Origin of the sequence: Myxococcus qinghaiensis (assembly GCF_024198215.1) — a bacterium.
In the GTDB taxonomy this organism is placed as follows: domain Bacteria; phylum Myxococcota; class Myxococcia; order Myxococcales; family Myxococcaceae; genus Myxococcus; species Myxococcus qinghaiensis.
Genome location: NZ_JAKCFA010000012.1, coordinates 164,856 through 181,774, shown reverse-complemented (window position 1 = coordinate 181,774; position 16,919 = coordinate 164,856). Strand labels below are relative to the sequence as shown.

Genomic DNA, 16,919 nt, shown 5'->3' with positions numbered 1-16,919 from the left:
GAGCGCGCTACGGCACGTTGTCCGTGGAGAAGGGGAAGGTCAGGAGGCTGAAGTTCCCCGCCTCGTCCTCCAGCCAGACCTCCACGGTGTGCGCGCCGTCCACCAGCTCGCGCGTGTCCAGCTCCGCGGTCCACAGGCCCTCCTCGTTCAGCGTCGCGCCGCGAATGCCCGAGCCGTCCCGCGTGAAGGCCACGCTCCTCACGCCGCTGACGTCGTCCGTCACGCGCGCCGTCAACATCACCACGCCGCTGTAGGTGCCGTCCGCTCGGGGAATCAGCAACTCCGCCACCGGAGGCGCGTTGTCGTAGCGCACCGTGCGCGTGAGCGTCGTGCTCAGCCCCGACTCGCCCGTCACCGTCACGGTGAAGACGTTGTCGCCCGGCACCAGGGGCAGCAGCACCTGCACTCCGCCACCGCCTCGCGGCACCGAGTACGTGCCTCCTCCGGGCGTCACCTCCACCTGCGTCGCCGACTCCGCGTAGACGCCGATGTCATAGGACAGGACGTCCCCGGGCTGGGTCCCCACGAGCCACCCGTCCGGAAGCCCCGTGGCCACCCACGGCGCCTGCGTGTCCACCCAGACGCGGACGATGCGCTCCGTCACGTGGCCCACCGCGTCCGTCGCGATGATGAGCAGCTCGTTCGCTCCCGGCTCCAGTCCCACCGTGTGCGTCACCACGCCACCGCCCGAGGGCAGCTCGGTGGTGTGAATCCAGTTCGTCTCCACGCGCACCGGTGACCAGTCTCGCACCAGCAAGCGGAGCTCCACCTGTCCGTCCGCCAGCATCGAGTCCTCCTCGGGCGAGAGCACCGTGATTTCCGGCGCCGTGGCGTCCACCATCACCGTGGCCTCCTGGCTCGCCTGCGCGCCGAAGGTGTCGGTGGCCACCAGCCGGACGACATTCGCGCCGTCGCGCAGCGGAAGCCGCGTCTCCACGAAGCCGCCGTTGAAGTCCGGCTCCACCGGGTAGCGCTCGCCGTGGAGGATGAAGGCCACGGACTCGATGGTGGCGCCCGGGGCGAGGGCCGTCACGTAGCCACACACGTCCAGCGCGGCGTCGCTCGTGAAGTCGGGCAGTCCGCACAGCGTCACCAGGGGCGGAGGGTAGGGCGACGGCAGAATCTCCACTGCGCGAGAGGAGGAGCTGCCCAGGCGGTTGTCTCGCACCGGCTGGAGCGTCACCCCCGAGTACACCGCCCGGATATCCGACGGCCCCAGCACGCCCCACGTCCCACGCGGTCGCCACACCACCGAGTACACGCCGTCCCCGTTCGCGTCGTTGTCCGTGCCCACGGTGACGCCCGCCACCATGAACGTCACCACGCCCAGGCCCGGTCCTCGCGCCACCCAGCCGTCCGCGCCTGTCACGCGCGCGGAGAGCACGTTGTCCAGCGCCACCGTGAGCTGTCCGTCCTCGGGTGACACCACGGTGGTGAGGGTGGGAAGGCCCTCGGTGGGGGGCGGCGGATTCGTGTACGTGGTGACGAGCGCGGAGTCCTTCACGCCCTGCGTGCTGTCCGACGTGGCCACCACCATGACGCTCGACGAGAGCGACGGGGCGAGCCCGGGAGGCGCGGACACGGTGAGCGTGATGGTGGCCTCCGCGTCGGGGCCCAGCTCCAACGTGGTGCGGTCCAACGTCGCCGTCCACCCCGTGAGTCCGCCCTGGGTCTCGAGCGTGTACGAGTCCGCCTTGTAGCCGTGGTTGCGGACGGTGAGCGTGTACTCGGCGCTCTGGGCCCGCGGCAGGTCCTGCTCCAGCGGCCTGCGTGGCGTGCCGTCCACGGCGACGGTGACGCTGAAGTCCCCGAAACACGCGAGCGCGAGCGCGCCGAACGTCGTCGGGATGTCCGGGTAGCGCGTGCCCACGCCCCAGCTCCCCTCCGCGGTCTGCCGCGACTTGAGCCACTCGAGCGCCTGCGTCATCCGCCCGTCCGTGCCCGGCTTGCGGCCCGCGACACACAGGGCGTACAGCGCCAGGCTGGTGGACGTCTCGTCCGCGGGCGCGCCGTCCAGGTTGCCCCAGCCCGGCGAGTCTCCCTGCGCCCGGGTCGCGAGCAGGCGCGAGGCCAGCGCTTCCAGCGCGGCGGTGTTCTCGCCCTGTGCCCCGGGGCCGGCGGCCTTCATGCCCACGGCCGTCCAGGCCACCTGGAACGTGTAGCGCTGGCTGTCCTCCAGCGGCCCGTCGGTCATGTCGTCCAGGTGCGCGCGGAGGTACGCGGCGGCGCGCTCCAGCGACTGCTGGTACTGGGCGGCCTTGGCCGGGTCCACGCGCTCGCGGGCCTGGGCCACGGCCGTCATCAGCCGCGCGGTGATGCCCATGTTGGAGGCGCCGATGGGCTCGAAGGGGAAGTCCTCCACCCAGCGGCCGCTCAGCTCCTGCGTGCTCACCGCCCAGTCGGCCGCGCGCACCAGGGCGTCCGAGTAGCGCGTGCCCACCTTCGCGTCGTAGCCCGCGAGCCCGAAGGCCGCGTAGCTGGAGCGCGCGTTGCGGTAGTGGATGCGCTCGTGAATCCACGAGCCGTCGGGCTCCTGCTGCTCCTGGATTTCCCGCGCCATGGTCTCCATGTTCTCGCGGTTGGTGCGGCCGTTGCGCGTGACGGCGTCCAGGTCGAAGCCGGACGCGCCCGCGTGGGCCAGTCCGTAGAGCGCCGCGCCATGCCGGTGACATGCGGTGCAGCCGAAGATGCCGGACCACGTCACCGCGTCCGCGCTGACGAAGTCGAGCGCCTTCTGCGCGGCCTCCGCGTTGGTGGCCGCGCGCGCCGACGGGACGGACAGCCACAGCAGCGTGAGCACGAGCCCCAACGAGGCGGGCGAGACAATGCGAGGCGACAGCGCGCGGATGGACATCGGTCGAGTACCCATGGGCCGGACCGCCGCGCGTGGTTCACGCCCAGGTGCCTTGGCGCCTTGGACCGAATCATCTCCCGGATGCACGCAATCACAAACAAACCGAGGCGAGTCGCCACGGCCCCTCCCCACCCGAGGGCGGAACGTGAAGTCGAACCGTGCTCCAAGCGTGGATGACGCGGTGCTGAAAGCAGGAAGGAGTGGCAGCGCGGGTGCCGGGGAGAGGAATCCACGAGTCGCGTCATCGAGTCCGAGGAATCCCGAATGACAGTCATCATGGAACGAGCCCAGGGGCCAGGGCCCGGGTGCTGAAGTCGGAGGGCGGGCGAGGGAGCTCACGGTGCTGGCGGAGCCGAAGCCCGGGGTGTCACACGACAACCCCATCGCCCGGGATGACCTCCCCTTCGAGGCCACCCCGAGCGCGGGGGAACATCAGTTGTCGACGAAGAAGTTGAAGCGCTGGACGGTGGAGTTGCCCACGCCGTCGCTCATCCACACGTCGATGGTGTGCGCGCCGTCGAGCAGCTCCGTCGTGTCGAGCTGCGCCGTCCAGTTGCCGTCGGGCTGGAGCGTGCCCTGGCGGATGCCGGACATGTCGCGGCTGAAGCCGATGTTGGACACCGGGCCGAAGTTGTCGGTGACGCGGGCGCGCAGGGTGATGGTGCCGCTGGCGGTGCTGCCCGCGGCGGGGGCGAGCAGCGTGGCGACGGGCGCCTGCGTGTCGTAGTTCACCCGACGCGTGGTGGTGGTGGTGACGCCCGTCTCGCTCGTGGTGACGATGGAGAGGTTGTTGACGCCCGGGCTGAGCGTCAGCGTCGTCTGCACCGCGCCGCCGCCCCGGTTCACCGCGATGGGCGCGCCGCCGTTGATGCGCACCGTCGTCGCGGACAGCGACTGCACGTTGACGGTGTACGTCAGCTGGTTGTTCGTCAGCGGGCCGTAGAGCTGGTTGTCCCCCGGGTTGGTGCTCACCACGGGCGAGCCCGGGTCCACCCAGATGAACACCAGCTTCTCCGTCACGTTGAAGGCGCTGTCCGTGGCGCGGACCAGGATGACCTGGTCGCCGTAGTTCATGGGCACCGTGTGCTCGACCGTGCCGTTGCCGAACTCCAGGAGCGACGTGGCCACCCACTGCGTCTCCACGCGCACCGGCGTCTGGTCCTGCACCGACGACGTCACCGTGACGTTGAGGCCGCTGAGCGCCGCGCCGCTGAGGGGCGACTGGATGGTGAGGATGGGCGGCACGCGGTCCACCGTGAGGTTGACCTGCTTGGTGGTGACGCCACCGAAGCTGTCACGCGCGGTGAGCTGGATGATGTTGGGGCCTTCCGTCAGGGTGATGGTGGTGTAGATGAGGCCACCGTTGCCGGGCGTCAGGGGAATCGTCGTCGCGCCATTGATGATGAAGGCCGCGTAGGTGATGACGGCGCCGGGCGCGCGCGGCGTGGCATAGCCCCAGATGTCCAGCGTCGTCTCGCGCGTGAAGGCCGGCGGGTTGCCGATGGTGACGGACGGCGTGTCGTGGGGGAACGCGTCGATGATGACGGTGCGCGCGTCGGTGCTGCCCAGCAGGTTGACCTGCGGCGCCGTGCGCTCCACGCCCGAGTACACCGCGCGGAAGTCCTGCGAGCCCGTCACCGTCCACGTGTCCGTGGGCGGCACCCAGTTGAAGGTGAAGAGGCCGTCTCCATCCAGGTCCGCGTCCGCGCCCACCGGCACGCCCGCGACGTAGAAGGTGACGACGCCCTGGTTGGTGGGGCCGACGACGGGGACGTTGTTCGCGTCCCGCACGCGCGCGGACAGCACGTTGCCCGTGCCGATGGTGATGTGCGCGTTGACGGCCGGCGCCTGGATGGTGGTGACGGTGGCCAGGCCCGTGACGGGCGGCAGCGGCGGGGTGTACGCGTTGACGCGCGCGGAGCCGGACACGCCCGGCGCGCCACCGGAAGCGGCCACCAGGGTGAACTCCGACGTGAGCGCGGGAATCAGCCCCGGCGGCGCGGTGACGGTGACGGTGACGTTGCTGTCGCCACCCGCGGGCAGGAAGAGGCTGACGGGGTTGGGGGACGACGCCCAGCCGGGCAGGCCGCCCGTGGTGCTCAGCGTATAGGTGTCCGCCTGGTAGCCGTGGTTCTTCACGTTGAAGGTGAAGGTGACCTGCTGCCCCTGCGGGGACGCGATGGCCAGCTCCTTGCGAGCCTCACCCACCACGGTGACGTGCACGCTGAAGTCGCCGTAGCAGGACAGGCCCAGCGACGCGAAGGTGGTGGGGATGTCGAAGGTCGCGGAGCCGGTGCGCCAGCTGCCGTCGGGGGACTGGCGCGTCTTCAGCCACTCGATGCTGCTGCGCACGCGCGGGTCCGTGGCGGGCTCGCGGCCGGCGAGGCACAGCGCGTAGATGGCGCTGCCGGTGGCCACGTCGTTGGCGGCGCCGTTGGGCAAGTCGCCCCAGCCCGGGTTGCCGGGCGAGGTGCGGGTGAGCAGCCGGTTGGCCAGGGTGTTGATGGCGGTGACGTTCGCGTTGCCGGGACCGGGGCCCGCGGCCTTCAGGCCCACCACGGCCCAGGCGACCTGGAAGGTGTACGGCATGCCGTTGCCCGTGGCGGACGTGTCGCCGTTGTCCAGGTTGGCCCGGATGTACGCGGCGGAGCGGTCCAGCGCGGCCTGGTACTGCGCGGCCCGCGCCGGGTCCACGCGCTGCTTCGCCTGGGCGATGCCCGTCATGATGCGCGCGGTGGTGGGCAGGCTGCCGTGGTCCACCGGGAAGCTGGCGTGGTCGGACGCCCACCGGCCGCTGGCCTCCTGCGTGGCGAGCGCCCAGTTGGCCGCGGCCACCAGCGTCGCGCTGTACTGCGTGGAGACGTTCTGGTCATACCCGGCCAGGCCGAACGTGGAGTACGACGTCTTCTCGTTGCGGAACGAGACGCCCTCGTGAATCCACGAGCCGTTGGCGAGCTGCTCGTTCTTGATGCGCTGGCCGAGGAACTCCAGGTTGACCTGGTTGGTCCGCCCGTTGGAGGCGACGGCGTTCATGTCGTAGCCGTTGGCGCGCGCGGCGGCGATGCCGAACGTCGTCGCGCCCACGCGGTGACAGGCCGCGCAGCCATTGGCGGTGACCCAGTTGGACACGTCCGCGCTCAGGAAGTTGATGGCGCGCTGGGTGGCTTGGGTGTTGGTCTGTGTCTGCGCCGACGCGGGCGCGGACAGGAAGGCGACGACGAGCGTCAGCAGGCCGATGAGGGCCGGCCGCCGCGCGCAACGCCGCGACGAGGTAGCAAGGGAAGACATGGAGCTCCGAAGCAGGTGGTTGGCTGGCGCCAGTCGATTGGCGCCCTGCGCGACACCTTTCGGGGCTCTGGGACGTGGCGTGCCGCTATCGGCGCCGGAATCCCTCCCAGGTTTCCGGTCCGAACGGGCGTGTCCAAAGAGTGAGTGGCCCCCCCACAGGCAGCGCGTATTCTTGAAATACTCCATAAATGCTGAAACTGTCCAGTAGCCGAAATTCGGACAGTCTCAGTGATAACGGGGTTTTGAGTGACACCCGCCCTCGTCGAGAGCGCGGCGCTTCCGGCTGAGGTCATGGGAGACCTGGGCCGGTCGCTTCATTCCCTCGAAGGTTGGACGTACCGCCGCATGCCTTACCGCCTGCGTGACGACCCCTCCGCGCGGATCACAGACAGCCCAGTGCAGATGCATAGCTTGAGATGCGGCAGTGATGCGTCGCCGCGGTGTGGCGCGGAAACACCAACCCCTGGGAGAGACCAAAATGAGCAGCGTCATCGAAGGGGACCGGACGAATACGTCCGGCTTCTACAACCAAGGTCAGAGCCAGTCGGCGAGCAGTGGGGGGGGGGAGGGGGACATCAAGCAGGAGGGGAAGGAGCAGGTGAAGCGCCTGGGTGGAATGACTCGCCAGCGCGCCTTCTCTCGAGTGGACGCGAAGAAGGGCGCCCTGGTGGAGGGGCTCGAGGACCTGGTCCAGGAGATGGAGTCCATCGCCGGCCAGGGGGATGGCTCGAAGTTTCCGCAGCAATTGGTGGGCAGTGCCGTGGGCTTCGTTCGCCGGACTTCCGACACGCTGAATCGCAACTCGACCGAAGACCTCATCCAGCAGGCGAAGACGCGAATGAAGGAGCGGCCCGGAATGGCGCTCGCGGCTTGCGCGGTGCTGGGCTTCGTCGCCGCCCGCTTCTTGAAGGATTGAGGAGGCTCCCATGGCGACTGATTCTTTTGGAAGCGAGCACCGCCGCTCCCAGGTCTGGGACAGCGATGCCGACCGTGTCTCACCTGGAGCGGCCGAGCGTCCCCTGGGAGCCCTGGTCTCCGAGTTCCTGGAGCAGGGCCGGCACTTGTTTCGCGCGGAACTCACGCTCGCGCGCGCGGAGGTCCGCTCGGAAGCAAGGAAGGCAGCGGCGGGGGGCGGGATGCTGGCCGCGGGAGGCCTGGTGCTCTTGCTGGGCGCCATGGCGCTCGTCGCCTTCCTCGTCATCGTCCTGGCGAACGTGATGCCGCTCTGGGCCAGCGCGTTGCTGGTCACCGTGGTGCTGCTCGCCGCGGGTGCGGGCTCCGCCATGGTCGGCGTGCGGCGGCTGAAGGCGGTCCACGCACCCCACAAAACCATCCAGACCCTCAAGGAGGACAGCCAATGGGCGAGCACGACGATGCGCTCCGCGAAATCACAGATGCACGGGCACGCATGAGCGAGCTGGCGGACGAGCTGGGTCGTCGCGCCAACCCCGAGTTGCTGAAGGCGCGCGCGAAGGAGTTCGCGCTCGAGAAGAAGGACGAGGTGAAGGAGCACGCGAAGCAGCTCGCCCACGAGAAGGGTGAGGAGCTGAAGCAGCAGGCTCGCGACAAGGTGCTCGACTGGAAATCGCAAGCGAGGGAGACAGCCATGCGCAAGACACACGATTGGACGGATGAAGTGACACATACGCCCCGAGGCCTTGGGCTGCTCGGCGCGGTGCTGGGCGCGGGCGTGGGCTCCGCGTTGATGAAGAGAGCCTTCCAGTCCCGCATCGAGGAGCGCCGCTACGGCGACCGCTACGCCGGTGACGGGCCGGTGCGCTACGGACGTGACGGGCGCTACTGGACCGACCAGGACGAGCGTGCCTATCGCTCCTCCGGGCGCGTCCGCGGCGTTCCCTACCCCGAGTACAGCGCCTCGCCTTCCGCGAGCGGCTCCACCGGAGTGGGCGAGGGGACCGGGTACCTCTCCGACAGCGAGCGCGATGACGGAGGCCCAGGCCTGAAGGACCGCGCGGCGAACGCCCTGGGCTCCGCGAAGGACTCCGTGAGCAGCGCCAGCCAGAGCGTGAAGGACTCCGTGAGCGGGACGGCGCACGACGTGCGCGGGCGCATGCACGACATGACCGACCATGTTCGCGAGCGCGCGTCGCACCTGCGCGAGCGCGTCCCCTCCGCGGGAGACCTGCGCTACCGCGGCACCGACTTGTTCGGTCGGGCAATCGATGAGCAGCCCCTTGCGCTCGCGCTTGGCGCGGTGGCCCTGGGCATGCTCGCCGCGAGCCTGCTGCCTGTCTCCAACAAGGAGCGTCGGCTCATCGAGCCCGCCAAGCGACGCGCGCGGGAGGAACTCTCCCGGCTCGGCGAGCAGGTGGGCCAGAAGATCGAGGGCAGCGAAGAGTCCGGGAACGCGTCGGCGCGCGAAGAGGAGACCTCACTCGCCGGCCCGACCCAGGCGGGCGCCACCGCTGGGATTCCCAAGCTCCCGCCGATCGATGAGCTCACGAAGGTTCACTGAGTCCGCGTCACGGAGACCCGCCCGGCTGGAAACGGGCTTCGTGGCGGGTTGCGGTGCGGCTCCCTTCACGATGCCTGTGTCGTCCGTAACAGGAGTTTCACGGTTGCATCACGAACGTGGCGCGCGGGCCCCCGGAGCGGGACGTGTGCCGGGGACCCGTGAGTCGTCAGGTGCGGCTCAGCCGCCGACGATGTCGAGCGACTGGCCGACGCCCCGTGTGCGCGCGACGTCGTAGAGGGCGCGAGCGAGGGCGACGTCCTGGAGCGCGAGGCCGGTGGAGTCGAAGACGGTGACTTCGTCTCCGGTGCGGCCGGGCTTCTTGCCGGCGATGACCTCTCCGAGGGTTCCCGCGATCTGCTCGGCGCGCAGCAGGCCGTCGTGGAGGGGGACGTTGACCTCACCGGAGTGGAGGGCCTGGTCGGTGTCGTCGATGAAGACGCGGCCTTCGGTGAGGATGCGTGGCTCCAGCTCCTGCTTGCCGGGAGCGTCAGCGCCCATGGCGTTGATGTGCGCGCCGGGCTTGAGCCACTCGCGCTTCACCACGGGGGTGCGCGAGGGCGTGGAGGTGCAGACGATGTCCGCGCCGGAGGCTTCCTGGAGGCTGACGACGCGGCCACCCTTCTCGGCCTGGAGGGCCTTGGCGGCGGCCTCCGAGTTGTCGGCCAGGAGCAGCTCCAGCTCCCCGAAGATGGCGCGGTGCGCGTCGATGAGGACGCGGGCCTGCACGCCGCAGCCGACGAGGCCGAGGGTGCGGGGCTTGGGCTTCGCGAGGAACTTGGACGCGACGCCGCCGGCGGCGCCGGTGCGCCAGGCGGTGAGCAGCGTGCCGTCGAGGATGGCGAGCGGGGACGCGGTGTCCGGGTCGCTGAGGATGTAGAGGGCGCGCACGGTGGGCAGGCCGTGCTTCTTGGGGTTCTGGGGATGGGCGTTGACCCACTTCACGCCCGCGGCGCCGTCGAGGAACGCCGGCATGGCCCGGAAGTCGCCGTCGTATTGCGGCAGGGAGAGGTACACCTTGGGAGGCATGAGCGACTCGCCACGACCGTGGGCTCGGAAGGCCCGCTCGACGGCTTCCAGGCCGAGCTCGACGGTGTAGAGGCCGCGCAGCTCTTTCGCGCTGAGGATGAGGGTGGACATGGCGGCGCTATATACCGGAGCGGCCGGGATGACGCCGTAAGCACGGTGTCGGCGGCGCTTCGGGAAAGGACTTCGCCCCTTGGACTTGTTCACTTCGCCCCTGTTGGAGCGGCTCGCGTCGGCCCGTCACGTGCTCATCGCGGGCGGAGGGGGTGGCTTCGACGTGTTCAGCGGGCTGCCGCTGTATTTCCGGCTCCGTGCGCTGGGGAAGACGGTGACGCTGGCGAACCTGAGCTTCACCCGGCTGGAGGCGCTGGAGTGCGAGCGGCCGGTGCCCGGTGTGTACCGGGTGGACGCGTCCACCGCGCCGCGGGGGTACTACTTCCCCGAGGGGTGGCTCTCTCGCTGGTTCGAGCGCAGGGGCGAGCAGGTGTCCGTCTACTGCTTCGACAAGACGGGGATGGCGCCGCTGCGCGAGGCGTATGCCGCGCTGCACGCGCACCTGGGGTTCGACGCGGTGGTGCTGGTGGACGGGGGCACGGACATCCTGATGCGCGGGGATGAACTGGGCCTGGGTACACCCGAGGAGGACATCGCGAGCCTGGGCGCGGTGCATGCGCTGCCGGTGCGCGAGAAGCTGGTGGTGTGCCTGGGCTTCGGGGTGGACACGTACCATGGCGTCTGTCACGCGCACTTCCTGGAGGCGGTGGCGGCACTGAGCAAGGAGGGCGCCTACCTGGGAGTCACCGCGCTGCTGGAGGCGATGCCCGAGGTGGCGCTGTACAAGGAAGCCGTGGCGTATTCGTGCGAGCAGATGTCCCGCTCACCGAGCATCGTCTCGCTCTCCGTGGTGGCGGCGCTGGAGGGGGAGTATGGCGACGTGCACCGCACGGAGCGCACCCAGGGCAGCACGCTGTGGATCAACCCGCTGATGAGCATGTACTGGGGGTTCGATTTGACGGCCGTGGCGCGGCGCTGTCTGTACCTGGAGGCGCTGAAGGACACGCGAACGCCTTGGGAGATGAACGCCATCATCGAGACGTTCCGGGCCTCGCTGGCCATCCGGCCGTGGAAGGACATACCGGTGTGACGTGGGGTGGGATGTCCACCCGTCGTTCCCTCCGACGTGTCAGGGGGCGTCGGCTTCGACGGAGTGAAGGGGCTCCGGTACGCTCGCGTCGCTGAACGGAGGTGCCGTGAGCGAGCAAGAGGATGCCGAGCTGCGCCATGCGCTCGCGGAGGGGCTGATCTCCCGGGATGAGGCAGACGCCCTGCGTCTGGAGGCCGCGCGCCTGGGACGCCGTCCGCTGGAGTTGCTCAGGGAGCGGGGTCGTATCTCCGAGGACACCTATGCCTCGGCGCTCCGGCTGACGCGGAGGGAGGGCGACCCGGTGGAGCCTCCGACGGGAGGGCGGCCCTCGACGGAAGAGCCCGAGGTGGCTCCCGTGACGGTGGGGTCGGACGCGCCAGCGTTTCCCCTGCCGGGCTGGGAGCGCTACACGCCCGTGCGCTTCCTGGGGCAGGGCGGCATGGGCCGCGTGTTCCTGGCGTGGGACCCGGGCCTGCGTCGCCACGTCGCGCTGAAGTTCGTGCGCGGCGATGAGCCGGAGCTGGTCCGTCGCTTCGTCTCGGAGGCTCGGGCCCAGGCGCGCGTCTCGCACCCGAGCGTCTGTGAGGTGTACGAAGTGGGCGAGGTCCAGGGCCGCGTCTACATCGCCATGCGGTATGTGGAGGGCCAGCCCCTGCACGCCCTCGTGGAGACGCTGTCCGTCGAGCAGAAGGCCCGCGTGTTGCGCCATGCGGCCGAGGGCGTCCACGCCGCGCACCGCGCCGGGCTCATCCATCGGGACATCAAGCCCTCCAATATATTGGTGGAGCGCGCGCTCGACGGAACGCTGGCTCCGTACGTGATGGACTTCGGGCTCGCGCGCGATTGGAAGGAAGGGGCCACCGCGACGGGGACAGTGCTCGGCACGCCGCACTACATGTCGCCCGAGCAGGCTCGCGGAGAGGTGGCTCGGTTGGACCGGCGCGCGGATGTGTACAGCCTGGGCGCCACGCTCTATGCGCTGTTGACGGGCACGCCTCCCATCCCCGGGGAGAACGGACTGGAGGTGCTCGGCCGCATCGCCACGGTGGAGCCTCGTCCTCCTCGCGCCCTGGACCGCGACATCCCCGTGGACCTGGAGGCCATCACCCTCAAGTGTCTGGAGAAGGAGCGCTCGGCGCGCTACGGCTCGGCGCGTGAGCTGGCGGAGGACCTGGACCGCTTCCTCGAGGGCGCGCCTGTGCTGGCTCGCACCGGGCCCGGCTATCGCGCGCGCAAGTGGCTGCGCAGACACCGGCGCTCCGTGGCGGTGGGCACGGGGGCATTGTTCGTGGTGACGCTCGCGGTGGGGCAGGGCGTGCTCGCCCGTCGCGAGGTCTCCGAGCGCGAGGCCCTGGCCCGCCGCTTCACGGAGCAGGTGGAGCGCATCGAGGCGCAGGCTCGCTATTCGGGCACGTCGCCCGCGCATGACACGCGTCCTGACCGACAGGCGCTGCGCGCGCGGATGCAGGAGCTGGAGACGGCGATGCGGGACGCGGGCCCTCTGGCTCAGGGGCCGGGTCACTATGCGCTGGGGCGCGGCTTCCTCGCGCTCGGTGAGGAGGAACAGGCGCGAGTGCATCTGGACGCCGCGTGGAAGGCGGGCGCCACGGAGCCCCGCGTGGCGTACTCGCTGGCGCTGGTGCTGGGACATCTGTACCAGCGAGCGCGACTGGAGGCGGAGCGGGTGCGGGACGTGGGGGCTCGCGAGGCTCGCTTGCGTGAGGCCGACTCGCGCTTCGGCACCCCGGCCCGCGAGTTCCTGCGTCGCAGCGAGGGCGCGGAGGTCCCCGCCCCTGAGTACGTCGCCGCGCTGCTCGCCTTCTTCGAGAACAAGTCGGACGAGGCGCTGGCGAAGCTGGATGCGCTGGGCACGCGACTGCCCTGGTTCCATGAGGCGCCGCTGCTGCGCGGAGACATCCTGCTCACGCGAGGGGCGAGCCGATGGAACACGGGGAATCGACAGGGCGCGCTCGCGGACTTCGAGGAGGGACGACGGGCCTATGCGCGCGCGGCGGACATCGGCCGCAGCGTGCCCGCCGTGCATCGCGCGCTGGCGCACCTGGAGGGGTGGGCGCTCCTCGTGGCGCTTTATGGGCAAGGCGATGTGGAGGCGCACTACGCGAAGGGCGTGGAGGCGGTGTCCCGGGCGCTCGTGCTCGCGCCCGATGACGCGGAGGCGCATGAGCTGGAGGCAGGGCTTCATCGTCGGCTCGCCGAGCACCATGCTCGACACGGTGGCGAGGTGGAGCCGCTGCTGGACAAGGCGCTGACGTCGGCCCGGCGCGCGGTGGAGCTGGCGCCGGCCCGGCCGCGCGTGCTGCATGAGCTGGCCCTGGCCCACTGGCAGCGAGCGCGCTTCCGACAGGAGAAGGGGTTGGACCCTCGCGAGTCCCTGCGTGAGGCCACCGCCGCCTTCGAGCGGATTGCTCCCGAGGCCCGCGACTACGACTTCCACGCGGACCTGGGGCAGGTGTTCCGCGTGTGGGCGGACCACGAGGAGGGTGCCGGAGGAGACTCGCTGCCGTACCGGGAGCAGGCCATCGCCTCGCATGAGCGGGCCGTCGCGCTGGATGCACGCAGGGCCGAGGCGTGGATCAACCTGGGCACCGAGTACCTGGCGCGGTCCTCACATCCGCGCGCCGTGACTCCGGCGGAGGACCTGGACAGGGCCGCGTCCTCGCTGGAGCGCGCGTCGTCCATCAATCCCGACCATGTGGCGCCGTGGTTCTACCTGGGCGAGGTGCAGCTCGCTCGGGCCGCGAGGCTGCGGGACTCGGGGAAGGACGCGGAGCCGGCGTTGGAGCGGGCGCTGGAGGCCTACCGCAAGGGCGTGGCCATCAACCCGAAGCTGCCTCCGCTGCACAACGGTATGGGCACGGTGTGGTTCGAGCAGGCGAAGCAGCGCTGGGAGCGAGGCGGTGACGTGGAGCCGCTGCTGCGCGAGGCGCTCCAGGCGTTCGGTGCCGCAGTCTCACTGGCACCAGCCCAGGGCTACGGACAGAACAACGTGGGCGAGGTCCAGGCCTGGCGCGCGGGGACTCGCGTGCTGGAGGGGAAGTCGCCCGAGGCCGAGGTGAGCGCGGCGCGTGTCGCGTTGAAGGACGCCCTGGCGCGGGTGCCGGACCTGCCTCAGCCCTGGATGAACCTGGGCACCGCGCTCCACGTGGAGGCGGCGTGGAGGCTGGGACAGGGGCTCCCACCGGGCCCGGGGTTGAGCGAGGCGATGAAGGCCCTGCGCCGCGCACTGGAGCTGAACCCGAAGCAGGCACAGGCGTGGCGCGTGTTGGGCGAGGCGCTGGCTACCGACGCGTTCTCGAAGGCTCGACCCGGACATGCTCGGCCGGAGGACCTCGCGGAAGTGGAGAAGGCCTTCACCAAGGCCATCGCGCTGGAGCCCGCTCAGCCCGAGCACCGGGTCTCCTTCGGGCACTTCTATCTGGAGTGGGGACAGGCGCTCGGAGAAGCGGGAGCGGCGCTGCTGGAGCGAGGCGTGGTGCTCGCGGACGAAGCGCTGGTGGAGAAGCCCGACTGGCCCCGTGCCCGAGCACTGCGCGCGCGCTTGAGTCTGGCCCTGGCGGAGCTTCCTGCCCGTGCCGGGGCGAGCCCGGAGTCAGGCCCTCAGGCGCGTGAAGCCCTCTCCCGCGCGCTCCGCGACAACGTGCATCTGGCTCGCGAACAGCGGCGCTTGTTCCCCGCCGCGAGTCATCCCTCGACTGTCGCGAGATAGCGCCTCCGTGCGGACTCGCGCCTGGGCGGTACGTGCCTCACCGCCCAGGCGTCGAAGCAGGCCGTCGACTCAGTGCGCGCCGTGGGGCTCGGGCACCTTGGTGACGACGTCGATGTTGCCTCGGATGGTCTGCTCATCCGTGACGGCGCAGTCCGACTGCTTGCACCCCCGCGAGCAGTCGTTGCCCGTGTTGTCACAGAGGCTCAGGCAGTACTGGCCCGGGGCCAGCGAGCTGTCCTCCCAGCTCCCCTGTCCCGTGAGGCTCGTCAGCGCGATGACGCCCCCATCACCGTTCGCGCCGACGTCGCGCAGGTCGACACAGAGCCCCTGGTCCGTCAGCGAGCTGAGCACCAGGCCCTGTCCCGCGCACATCTTCCAGCCTCGCTTGCCGGGCTTGGGGTTGAAACCCTTCCCGGTGGAGGTGGCCGTGACGGTGATGTCCAGGCAGCCCATGCCCCCATCCGCCGGACACGCGTCGACCGCGCAGCCGCCATCACTCGCTTGGATATCCGTCGCGTCGAGCGCCAAGGGCGCTTGCCCTGCTTCCATCGTGCTCGCCGGCTCACGCGTCCGCGTCGCACAGGCCACCCAGCCCACGACGAGCAACATCCCCACGACCAGGCTTCTGTTCCTCACGTTTCACACCCTCCCATCGACACAGTGTCGCCGTGTCCGCAGCACGCACCGTGCCACGCATGCACGGCGCGCTTCGGAGCAGCGACGCGAAGTCACTCCGCGCGAGGTGTCAGGCCCAGCTCCTTCAAGCGCCGACCCAGGGCCCTGCGTGAGACCTCCAGTCCGCGCGCCATCGCATCCAGGTCCCCCGCGTGTGTCTCAAAGGCGCGGGTGATTTCCTCCGCGCTCAAGTCGCCCGCGGTGCGCAGGTTCGGGCTCTTGTCGATGAGGTCGTAGAGCGACGGCCTGGGAATCCCCAGCGCCTCGGCGGTGGCCTTCAAGTCCCACGCATGCTCGCGCAGCGCGCCCAGCAGCTCCTGCTCCGTCACCTGGGACGCCTTGCGGCGCGGGGCCGGGGCCTCGACCTGGCCCACAGTGCTCGGCCCGTCGCTGGAGGACGGGATTGCGGCACCGGGCGCGACTCCCGCGGCGACCTCCAACTCCTGCTCCAGTCGCGGCTCCGCCTGGAGACACGGCTGTCCCCGGCTGCCGATGACGAGCTGCCGGGCGAGGTTGCGAAGCTGGCGGATGTTCCCAGGCCACGGGAAGCGCACCAGTCGCGTCGCGAGCGGCGCGGGCAACCACGGCTCCGCGTAAGCGTCGTCGTTGTCCAGCCGGTGCGCCTCGCCCAGCGTCGTCAGCTCCTCGCGGGCGAAGTGGAAGAAGAGGCGCCCCAGGTCTTCGCGCCGCTCCCGCAGCGGGGGCACGTGGAGGTCATAGCCCGCGAGCCGGTGCAGCAGCGGGGCCTTGAATCTCCCGTCGCGAATGCGCGCGTCCAGGTCCGCGTCCGTCGCGGCGAGCAGGCGCACGTCCACGGCGATGGGCGTGGTGCCTCCGACGGGGAACAGCTCTCCCGTCTCCAGCACGCGCAGCAGCAGCACCTGCACCTCGGGCGGTGCCTCGCCCACTTCGTCCAGGAAGAGCGTGCCGCCGTGCGCGGCGCGGAAGAAGCCGTCGCGGCCCTGCGTCGCTCCCGTGTACGCGCCCTTCTGCGTCCCGAACAACTCCGCGGCGGCCAGCTCCTTGGGAATGGCGCCCAGGTTGACGCTGAGGAAGCGGCCCTCGCGCCGACGACTGCGCTGATGGATGGCCTGGGCCACGTGCTCCTTGCCCGTGCCCGTCTCTCCCCGGATGAGCACCGGCACGTCCAGGTCCGCCACGCGCTCGATGTGTCGGCGCAGGCGGCGCACGCCGGTGCTCTCACCCACCATGCCGAGCGCATCCGGCGCGGGCGCATCATCCCCCGGCTCCATGAGGTGCAGCAGCAGCACCACGCGCCCGCCCAACTCCAGCGGGACACCGGTGGTCAGCTCCTCCTCGGACAGCTCCCACGTCCCTTCCAGCACCGAGCCCGCGAGCGCCACCCGCGTGCCTCCGTCGGGGCTCGTCAGCCGCACGCTCCCGGGCTTCCCACCGGGAGACAGCACCAGGGGCTTGCGGCTGATGAAGGGGTCATTCAGCGGCTGTCCCAGCGCGAAGCCGGGGCGCGTGAAGTCCGGTCCGTTGCGAGACAGGGACACCTGGCGGCCCGCGGTGAGCGCGTCGAGTCGCAGTCGCTCGCCGACGCGCCGGGGCACCGGGTGGGAGATGACGGTGAGGGCCGGCGCGAGGCGAAGCCCCTGTGGGCCGCCGCCACGCTCCGGCACGGCGGCGGTGGACACATCGGCGAGCGTGGGAGACATTGGTGGTGGGCCTTGCGCCTCATGCTAGCCCAGCAGGGCCGCCCTCAAGT

General features: G+C 70.5%; 10 protein-coding genes. 5 read left to right on the top strand and 5 right to left on the bottom strand.

The window, feature by feature from the left end; all coding sequences use genetic code 11:
* Positions 1 to 7: 7 nt before the first annotated feature.
* On the bottom strand, positions 8 to 2,869 hold the full coding sequence (locus LZ199_RS23495) for an Ig-like domain-containing protein (RefSeq protein ID WP_253995975.1): 2,862 nt from the start codon (positions 2,867 to 2,869) through the stop codon (positions 8 to 10).
* A gap of 417 nt (positions 2,870 to 3,286) precedes the next feature.
* Positions 3,287 to 6,142 carry an Ig-like domain-containing protein gene (locus LZ199_RS23490; protein ID WP_253995974.1) on the bottom strand — a complete coding sequence of 952 codons (2,856 nt, stop codon included), beginning with the start codon at positions 6,140 to 6,142 and terminating at the stop codon, positions 3,287 to 3,289.
* A gap of 478 nt (positions 6,143 to 6,620) precedes the next feature.
* Between LZ199_RS23490 and LZ199_RS23485 the strand changes: the two genes are divergently transcribed.
* Genes LZ199_RS23485 through LZ199_RS23475 form a run of 3 tightly spaced genes read left to right on the top strand, consistent with a single transcriptional unit; the run spans position 6,621 to position 8,618 of the window.
* Positions 6,621 to 7,058 (top strand): hypothetical protein, encoded by a 438-nt coding sequence (locus LZ199_RS23485; RefSeq protein WP_253995973.1) that lies wholly within the window; start codon positions 6,621 to 6,623, stop codon positions 7,056 to 7,058.
* A gap of 10 nt (positions 7,059 to 7,068) precedes the next feature.
* Complete coding sequence (locus tag LZ199_RS23480) at positions 7,069 to 7,554, top strand: phage holin family protein (protein WP_253995972.1); 486 nt, start codon at positions 7,069 to 7,071, stop codon at positions 7,552 to 7,554.
* Positions 7,500 to 8,618, top strand: coding sequence for an ATP synthase subunit B family protein (locus LZ199_RS23475; protein WP_253995971.1), 1,119 nt, complete (start codon positions 7,500 to 7,502; stop codon positions 8,616 to 8,618). Before LZ199_RS23480 ends, LZ199_RS23475 begins: the two co-directional genes overlap by 55 nt.
* 177 nt (positions 8,619 to 8,795) lie before the next feature.
* On the opposite strand, the gene LZ199_RS23470 is transcribed toward LZ199_RS23475, so the two are convergent.
* Positions 8,796 to 9,755 (bottom strand): ornithine cyclodeaminase family protein, encoded by a 960-nt coding sequence (locus tag LZ199_RS23470; RefSeq protein WP_253995970.1) that lies wholly within the window; start codon positions 9,753 to 9,755, stop codon positions 8,796 to 8,798.
* A 79-nt stretch (positions 9,756 to 9,834) separates the two neighbouring features.
* Between LZ199_RS23470 and LZ199_RS23465 the strand changes: the two genes are divergently transcribed.
* Entirely contained in the window at positions 9,835 to 10,785 is a 951-nt protein-coding gene (locus LZ199_RS23465) for a DUF1152 domain-containing protein (RefSeq protein ID WP_253995969.1), read from the top strand.
* 106 nt (positions 10,786 to 10,891) lie between these two features.
* Positions 10,892 to 14,512, top strand: a complete 3,621-nt coding sequence (locus LZ199_RS46485; RefSeq protein WP_323389801.1) for a protein kinase domain-containing protein — start codon at positions 10,892 to 10,894, stop codon at positions 14,510 to 14,512.
* A 69-nt stretch (positions 14,513 to 14,581) separates the two neighbouring features.
* Here LZ199_RS46485 and LZ199_RS23455 read toward each other — a convergent pair whose 3' ends face one another.
* Together LZ199_RS23455 and LZ199_RS23450 are read right to left on the bottom strand one after the other, a co-directional pair.
* Positions 14,582 to 15,148 carry a hypothetical protein gene (locus LZ199_RS23455; RefSeq protein ID WP_253995968.1) on the bottom strand — a complete coding sequence of 189 codons (567 nt, stop codon included), beginning with the start codon at positions 15,146 to 15,148 and terminating at the stop codon, positions 14,582 to 14,584.
* Positions 15,149 to 15,240: 92 nt separating this feature from the next.
* Positions 15,241 to 16,869, bottom strand: a complete 1,629-nt coding sequence (locus LZ199_RS23450) for a sigma 54-interacting transcriptional regulator (protein WP_253995967.1) — start codon at positions 16,867 to 16,869, stop codon at positions 15,241 to 15,243.
* Between the last annotated feature and the right edge of the window lie 50 nt (positions 16,870 to 16,919).

Bases quoted from the DNA above. Each gene is read 5' to 3' on its own strand.
- LZ199_RS23495 (WP_253995975.1), bottom strand. From the start codon at position 2,869: ATGGGTACTCGACCGATGTCCATCCGCGCGCTGTCGCCTCGCATTGTC.
- LZ199_RS23490 (WP_253995974.1), bottom strand. From the start codon at position 6,142: ATGTCTTCCCTTGCTACCTCGTCGCGGCGTTGCGCGCGGCGGCCGGCC.
- LZ199_RS23485 (WP_253995973.1), top strand. From the start codon at position 6,621: ATGAGCAGCGTCATCGAAGGGGACCGGACGAATACGTCCGGCTTCTAC.
- LZ199_RS23480 (WP_253995972.1), top strand. From the start codon at position 7,069: ATGGCGACTGATTCTTTTGGAAGCGAGCACCGCCGCTCCCAGGTCTGG.
- LZ199_RS23475 (WP_253995971.1), top strand. From the start codon at position 7,500: ATGGGCGAGCACGACGATGCGCTCCGCGAAATCACAGATGCACGGGCA.
- LZ199_RS23470 (WP_253995970.1), bottom strand. From the start codon at position 9,755: ATGTCCACCCTCATCCTCAGCGCGAAAGAGCTGCGCGGCCTCTACACC.
- LZ199_RS23450 (WP_253995967.1), bottom strand. From the start codon at position 16,869: ATGTCTCCCACGCTCGCCGATGTGTCCACCGCCGCCGTGCCGGAGCGT.